We start from the raw sequence: 7,007 nt of genomic DNA, 5'->3' as shown, positions 1-7,007 counted from the left end.
ACTAATTGGCACTGGCTTATCAAGCACCCTGTTGAGTTCTCAAAGAACAACCACACCCGGCCAACCGCTCCGGGGCACTTCAACTACTTTACCCGGCGCTTTCCGTTTCGCCAAATCCGGGTCGAGGCCCGAATTTCGCCGAAACCGAAAAGGTTTGGGCACCACAAATACCGCAGAATCCGTCACGGCCGCGAACGGCACAGCGACTCAAACCCTGCTGGATCTTCATGGTTTCCGCCAGGACGGCCGCGCCGGGCCTCCGAAGAGTCCCGCTCGCTCGCCCGTCTCCCTGGCGGCTCGGAAAACATTACCCCCTGTTCGCCCGACCGCCAAATCGGCCCCCCATGGCGCGCGTCACGTCGCTCCCGTGTCCCTTGCACGGCCTTGCTGTGCCCGCAACTGGGCGGGCCGCAGCCTGTGGGCGACGCGCCCGGTGCGAGCCGCTGGTGCGGCCGGCTGTGGATGAAGCGGGGCGCCCGGCGCCCGAAAGGCATACGTTCGGCCCGCCCCCGGTGGGTGGGGTCGGGTGTGAAGGAAAGGAAGCGGCCCACCCCTAGCAAGGCCGGCAGTCGCTGGTTCGGACGCCGCCGCAGAGCGGGACGGGCCGGTCAGCGGACGTGCTGATGGTGAGATGGCGTTCGGTGATCGAAGTCGGGGAACGGAGAGGGTCATGGCTGGCGCTGATCTGGTGTTCGTCGGGGGACATGTCTTTGCGGCCGGGGACGGGGCTCAGCCCCGGTCGGCGCTGGCCGTCAAGGACGGGCGGATCCTCGCGGTGGGCGGGGACGACGAGATCCGGGAGCTGATCGGCGGCCGAACCGATGTGGTGGAGCTCGGTGGGCGGCTTCTGCTTCCGGGGTTCCAGGACGCGCACGTCCACGCCGTCATGGGCGGGGTCGAGATGGGGCAGTGCGACCTCACCGGGACTGTCGACCGCGACGAGTACCTGCGGCGGATCCGGAGCTACGCCGATGAGCACCCGGACGCCGAGTGGATCGTCGGCGGTGGCTGGTCGATGGAGAGCTTCGAGAACGGGGTTCCGGACCGGCGCCTGCTCGATCAGGTGGTGCCGGACCGGCCCGTGTATCTGCTCAACCGGGACCACCACGCGGCCTGGGTCAACACCAGGGCCCTCGAGCTGGCGGGCATCACCGCCGGCACGCCCGACCCGGCCAGCGGGCGCATCGACCGTGACTCCGACGGCAACCCGGTCGGCGCTCTGCAGGAGGGGGCGATGGATCTGGTCACCGTCCCCGAGATGACGCAGACGGAGATGTACGAGGGGCTGCTCCGCGCGCAGGAGCTTCTGCACGGGCTGGGCATCACGGCCTGGCAGGACGCGATGCTGGCCGCCTCCAACGGGTACGCCGACGTCTCCGACGCGTACGCGAGGGCGGCGCAGGACGGCACGCTGAGCGCGACCGTCGTCGGCGCCCTCTGGTGGGACCGGGATCGCGGGCTCGAGCAGATTCCGGAGCTGCTGGCGAACCGCGACCGTCTCACCGTCGGCCGGCTGCGCTGCGACTCGGTCAAGCTGATGCTGGACGGCATCGCCGAGAACTTCACCGCCGCGATGACCGAGCCCTACCGCGACTCCTGCGGGTGCGCGACGGCCAACCGCGGGCTCTCCTTCATCGATCCCGAGGCGCTTCCGGGGTACGTCACCGAGCTCGACAAGCTGGGCTTCCAGACACACTTTCACGCGCTCGGCGACCAGGCCGTCCGTAACGCCCTGAACGCGATCGAGGCCGCGCGGAAGGCGAACGGCCCCAGCGACACCCGCCCCCACCTGGCTCACCTGCAGGTGGTGCACGCCGACGACGTGCCGCGGTTCGCCCAGCTCGGGGCCACGGCGAACCTTCAGCCGCTGTGGGCGGCCCACGAGCCGCAGATGGACGAGCTGACCATCCCGTTCCTGGATCCGAGCCTGGTCGCCCGCCAGTACCCGTTCGGCGACCTGTACCGCGGCGGCGCCCGGCTGGCCGGGGGCAGTGACTGGCCGGTCAGTTCGCCCGACCCGTTGCAGGGCATCCACGTGGCGGTCAACCGGGTGCTGCACGGGCAGCAGCGCGATCGCTTCCTGCCGGAGCAGGCGCTCGACCTGCGCACCGCGCTGACGGCTTACACGGCCGGTTCGGCGTACGTGAACCGGCTCGACGACACCGGCAGCCTGCGCCCGGGTTTCCGGGCCGACCTCGTGGTCCTCGACCGGGACCCGTTCGCCGCGCCGCCCGGCGAGATCGGCGACGCGTCGGTGGCGTTCACTTACGTCGCGGGTAGTCGGGTGTACGGCTGACCGGGGCGGGCGCCACGCGCTGGGCCGGAACGGTCACCACGCCGGGTCTCGGCACCAGCGCGCCGACGATGACGATCAACCCGAGGACGGCGATCGCGTCGACCCAGTAGTGGTTGCCGGTGACCACGACGACGATCAGCGTGAGCACCGGGTGGGCGATCCACAGCCAGCGCTTCCAGCCGGCGGTGGTGGTCATCAGCGCGAGCGCCACCACCACGGCCCAGCCGACGTGCAGGGACGGCATGGCCGCGTACTGGTTGCTGAGCGTGTCGGTGTCGGGCGAGCCGTAGACCGAGGGGCCGAACAGCCGACCGGTGTCGACGATGCCGGCCCAGGGCAGCATGCGCGGCGGCGCGAGCGGGAACACCGCGTGGATGACCAGCGCGAACGCCGTCAGTGTGGCCAGGGTGCGGCGCATCCACAGGTAGGTCTCGGGCTTCTTGACGTACATCCAGATGAGCGCGACCGCGGTGGCCGGGAAATGCACGTACGCGTAGAAGGAGTTGGCCGCCTGCACCCACCATCCGTGCGAGAGCAGGCTGGTCTGCAGGCCGGCCTCGTTGGGCAGGTGCAGCACCCGTTCGAAGTGCCAGATCGCCCCGGCGTTGTTCATCGCCTCGGTGACGTGGCCGTCGACGAGAAACCGTCCGGCCTTGTAAGCGAGGAACAGCACGGCCACCAGGGCGAACTCTCGCACCGCACGACGCACCGATGTGCCGTTCATCTGCACCCCCAAGACGACCAAGGATCGTCCCGAAGTTGCAGACCCGGCAATCATTCACAGTGAGAAACTGATCACTGCCGGCGGCTGACGTTCGGGCGACGCGTACGTGAAGATCAATCGAACGACGAAGGTACCAGCGACATGCCAACCCTGGTGATCAGCTCGTCGATCGAGATCCCGAACGTCTCGACGACCCGGACCCCCTCCGGTTCGACGGCGAACGTCGCCACGTCGGTGTAAACCCTGCTCACACAGCCACGCCCGGTCAGCGGATAGGTGCACTCGGGCACGAGTTTCGGCCGTCCGTCCTTGGCGAACAGGCTCATCATCACGAAGACCTGCTTGGCCCCGATGGCCAGGTCCATCGCTCCGCCGACGGCCGGGATCGCGTCGGGCGCGCCGGTCGACCAGTTGGCCAGGTCGCCGCCGGCCGACACCTGGAACGCGCCCATGATGCAGACGTCGAGGTGGCCGCCGCGCATCATGGCGAACGAGTCGGCGTGGTGGAAGTACGAAGCGCCGGGCAGCTCGGTCACCGGCTGTTTGCCCGCGTTGGTCAGGTCGGGGTCGATCTCGTCGCCGGTGGCCGGGCGGCCCATTCCGAGCATGCCGTTCTCGGTGTGCAGCACGACGCCGCTGTCCGGCCGCAGGAAGTCGGCGACCATCGTCGGCTGCCCGATGCCGAGATTGACGTACGCCCCGTCCGGAATGTCCCGAGCGACAATCTCGGCCATCTGCTCGCGGGACAGACTCATCTCGGCACCTCGACGATCCGGTTGACGTAGATGGCGGGCGTGACGACGACCTCGGGATCGAGCGAACCCACCTCGACGATCCGCGACACCTGAGCGATCGTCACGGCGGCGGCGGTGGCCATCACCGGCCCGAAGTTGCGGGCCGTCTTGCGGTAGACCAGGTTGCCCATCCGGTCGGCGACGTGGGCCCGGATCAGCGCCACGTCGCCGCGGATCGGATATTCCAGCAGGTATTCGCGGCCGTCGATGACCCGCGACTCCTTGCCCTCGGCCAGCGGCGTGCCCACCCCGGTCGGGCTGAAGAACGCGCCGATCCCCGCTCCGGCCGCGCGCAGGCGTTCGGCCAGGTTGCCCTGCGGCACGACCTCGAGCTCGATCCTGCCCGCGCGGTACAGCCCGTCGAACACCCACGAGTCGGACTGCCGCGGGAAACTGCACACCACCTTGCGTACGCGACCAGCCGCCAGCAATGCCGCCAGCCCGGTGTCCCCGTTGCCCGCGTTGTTGCTGACGATCGTCAGGTCGCCCGCCCCGTGCTCGATGAGCGCGTCGATCAGGTCGACCGGCATCCCGGCCATGCCGAACCCGCCGACGAGCACGGTGTCGCCGTCCTTGACGACCGAAACGGCGTCCGCGGCCGAAACGATCATGAAGGCTCCCCCAGCACCTGCTGGGCGATCCGGAAGGCCGTGTTAGCGGCCGGCACTCCGCAATAGATCGCGCTCTGCAACAGCACTTCCTTGATCTCGTCGTCGGTCAGCCCGTTGGTGCGGGCGGCGCGCAGGTGCATCGCCAGCTCCTCCTGGTGACCCAGGGCCACCAGCGCGGTCAAGGTGATCATCGAGCGGCTGCGGCGGTCCAGGCCCGGGCGGGTCCAGATCTCCCCCCACGCGTACGCGGTGATGAGCTCCTGAAAATCCCGGGTGAACGCCGTCGTGCCGGCCACGGCCCGGTCGACGTGCTCGTCGCCGAGCACCTGCCGCCGCACCCTCATCCCGGCCTCGCGCACCCGGTCGAGCGTGGCCGGGCCGCCGAAGTGGTCGTCGAGCAGCGCCGCCACCTCGTCCGGCTTCTCGGCCGGCGCCAGGTGGGCCACGTTCTCGAGCACCACCAGCCGGCCGTTGCGGACCCGGGTCGCTATCCGGGCCAGGCCCTCGGGCGGCGTCGGCAGATCGTCGGCGCCGGCGATGGCCAGCACCGGCGTGGTGATCTCGCCCAGCCGCTCCCGTACGTCGAACGCGGCCAGCGCCTCGCACACCAGCGCATAGCTTTCCGGGTCGGCGGCCCGCAGCGAGTCGAGCAGCGCCGCCGCCACCGTGGGCGACCGCTGGGCGAAGCCGGGCGCGAACCACCGCTGCTGGGAGGCGCCGACCACGGCATGCACCCCGTCGGCCCGGACGGTCTCGGCCCGCTGCCGCCAGCCGGTGCTCTCGCCTATCTTGGCCCCGGTGCAGATCAGCGCGGCCGACTCGACCCGCCCCGGCGCGTCGAGCAGCAGCTGCAACCCGACCGCGCCGCCCACCGAGACGCCCGCGTACCGGAACGGCTCGCCCGGCCGCAGCTGATCGGCCAGCGTGAGGACCCCGCGGGCCAGACCGGCGATCCCGAAGCCGCCGTACGCGGGTTCGCTGCCGCCGTGGCCGGGCAGGTCCCAGCCGACCACGTGGTGCCCGCCCTGGAGCTGCTCGGCGGCGCGCCGCCAGAGCGCCTCGGCCGAGGTGCCCAGCGACGGACCGAGCAGCAGCAGCGGGCGTCCGGGCGCGTCGACGATCGTGGTGGCGGTCAGCATCACTTCTCCCCAGCCCGCTTCAGCGCGGCGTCGATGATCTCGTCCGTAGCGCCACGGTACGGCCGCCGCCCCGAACCGCCGCGGGCCGAGCCGCCCGGCGAGACGAGCGGGTCACCGGAGGCGGCGCGGGTCGAAGATCCGTCCCGAACGCCGACGGGGCCATCCCCACCCCCCGCCCGCCCTGGGGAAGAGGAAACGGACTCTACGCGGCTGTCAAGCCCGGCCGGCCCGGTTGTCCACAGGCCGGTCGCATCGGCATCAGGCTGCGCGCCGCCGGCCATGCCGTACTTGCGCTGCTCGGCGTCGATGCCGGGGCGGGCGGCGGCGAGCGTCGCGGCCATCCGCTGCTCGTCGACGCGCAGACCCGCAAGCATGTCAGTGGTCTGGGAACCGGCGGTGACTGCGCGGCGGGCAAGCGTACGCAGGGTGGCCCACTCGACGTGCCAGGCGCCGTCGGCCCGCTCGTCCACCATCGTGGCGGCGGCCGTGTGCAAGGTCGCGGCCAGTGACGGCCCGGCCAGGGCCGCCCGGCGCACCAGCACGGCCAGGGTCGGGTTGCGCTTGTTGGGCATCGCCGACGAACCGCCGCCCTGGGCCAGGGACAGTTCGCCGATCTCGGGCCGGGCCAGCGTCAGCACGTCGTTGGCTATCCGGCCCCACGCGTCGGTGCAGGTGACGAGCGCGTCCCCGAAGCGGGTGAACGACGCCCGGCTCGTGTGCCACGGCTGGTGCGGCGGCAGGCCCAGTCTCGCGGCAGTGGCGGCGACGCGGGCGACGGCGCGGTCCGGCGAACCCTCGATGGCGACGACGGCGGCCAGGCTTCCGGCCGCACCGCCGATCTGGACGGGCAGGTCGGCTGCGGCCGCCAGCAGGTCACGCGCGTCGAGCACCCCCTGCAGCCAGCCGGCGGCCTTCAGACCGAACGTGATCGGCACCGCGTGCTGGGTGAGCGTGCGCCCGGCCATGTCGGTGTGCCGGTGGCGGTCGGCCAGGGCGGCCAAGCTGACGATCTGGGCCGCGAGGTCGTCACGGATGCGCGCTGCGGCGTCGCGCAGACAGAGCACCAACGCTGTGTCGAGCACGTCCTGGCTGGTCAGGCCCCGGTGCAGCGAAGCCGCACGCGGATCGTCGCCGAGCCGCGACCGCAACAGGGCGAGCAACGGGATGACCGGGTTGCCGCCTTCCTCCGCCGCCGCGGCCAGATCAGCCAGATCATCCGGCCCGGCCAGCTCGAGCAAGCCGGAACCGAACGGACCGGAGCCGGGCGAAGCGGAGCCGGACGAACCGGAGGCGGGCGCATCCAGAGCAGGGGGTGCGGCGCTGAGCGGGGAGGAATCGAGCCAGGCCGACTCGACGCGCAGCATGGCGGCCAGCACGCTGGCGTCGGTGCAGATCTCGCCGCTGCGGGCGTCGCCGGGCCAGAGCAGGTCGCTCATCGGCGCC

General features: G+C 71.2%; 6 protein-coding genes. 1 reads left to right on the top strand and 5 read right to left on the bottom strand.

From position 1 onward, the window contains the following. The first annotated feature begins 670 nt into the window (after nucleotides 1-670). The gene (locus LXN57_RS19635; protein ID WP_251799634.1) at nucleotides 671-2,296 is read left to right on the top strand and encodes an amidohydrolase; all 1,626 of its coding nucleotides are present in this window, start codon (nucleotides 671-673) and stop codon (nucleotides 2,294-2,296) included. Here LXN57_RS19635 and LXN57_RS19630 read toward each other — a convergent pair. The 5 genes from LXN57_RS19630 to LXN57_RS19610 form a co-directional block, all read right to left on the bottom strand. After that, the gene (locus LXN57_RS19630) at nucleotides 2,262-3,020 is read right to left on the bottom strand and encodes a phosphatase PAP2 family protein (RefSeq protein ID WP_251799633.1); all 759 of its coding nucleotides are present in this window, start codon (nucleotides 3,018-3,020) and stop codon (nucleotides 2,262-2,264) included. The two genes, LXN57_RS19635 and LXN57_RS19630, sit on opposite strands and share 35 nt — an antisense overlap. 113 nt (nucleotides 3,021-3,133) lie before the next feature. Next, nucleotides 3,134-3,775, bottom strand: coding sequence for a 3-oxoacid CoA-transferase subunit B (locus LXN57_RS19625; protein ID WP_251799632.1), 642 nt, complete (start codon nucleotides 3,773-3,775; stop codon nucleotides 3,134-3,136). Next, the gene (locus LXN57_RS19620) at nucleotides 3,772-4,425 is read right to left on the bottom strand and encodes a 3-oxoacid CoA-transferase subunit A (protein WP_251799631.1); all 654 of its coding nucleotides are present in this window, start codon (nucleotides 4,423-4,425) and stop codon (nucleotides 3,772-3,774) included. The genes LXN57_RS19625 and LXN57_RS19620 overlap by 4 nt, the downstream gene beginning before the upstream one ends. Then, nucleotides 4,422-5,564: a bifunctional 3-oxoadipate enol-lactonase/4-carboxymuconolactone decarboxylase PcaDC gene (gene pcaDC, locus LXN57_RS48600; RefSeq protein ID WP_251799630.1), complete on the bottom strand. Its 1,143-nt coding sequence runs from the start codon at nucleotides 5,562-5,564 to the stop codon at nucleotides 4,422-4,424. The genes LXN57_RS19620 and pcaDC overlap by 4 nt, the downstream gene beginning before the upstream one ends. Beyond that, complete coding sequence (locus tag LXN57_RS19610; RefSeq protein WP_251799629.1) at nucleotides 5,564-7,000, bottom strand: lyase family protein; 1,437 nt, start codon at nucleotides 6,998-7,000, stop codon at nucleotides 5,564-5,566. The genes pcaDC and LXN57_RS19610 overlap by 1 nt, the downstream gene beginning before the upstream one ends. Between the last annotated feature and the right edge of the window lie 7 nt (nucleotides 7,001-7,007).

It is taken from the genome of Paractinoplanes hotanensis, assembly GCF_023717965.1.
Classification (GTDB): domain Bacteria; phylum Actinomycetota; class Actinomycetes; order Mycobacteriales; family Micromonosporaceae; genus Actinoplanes; species Actinoplanes polyasparticus.
Note: the sequence above shows the minus strand (reverse complement) of the source record. Positions and strands in the feature narration are given on the sequence as shown.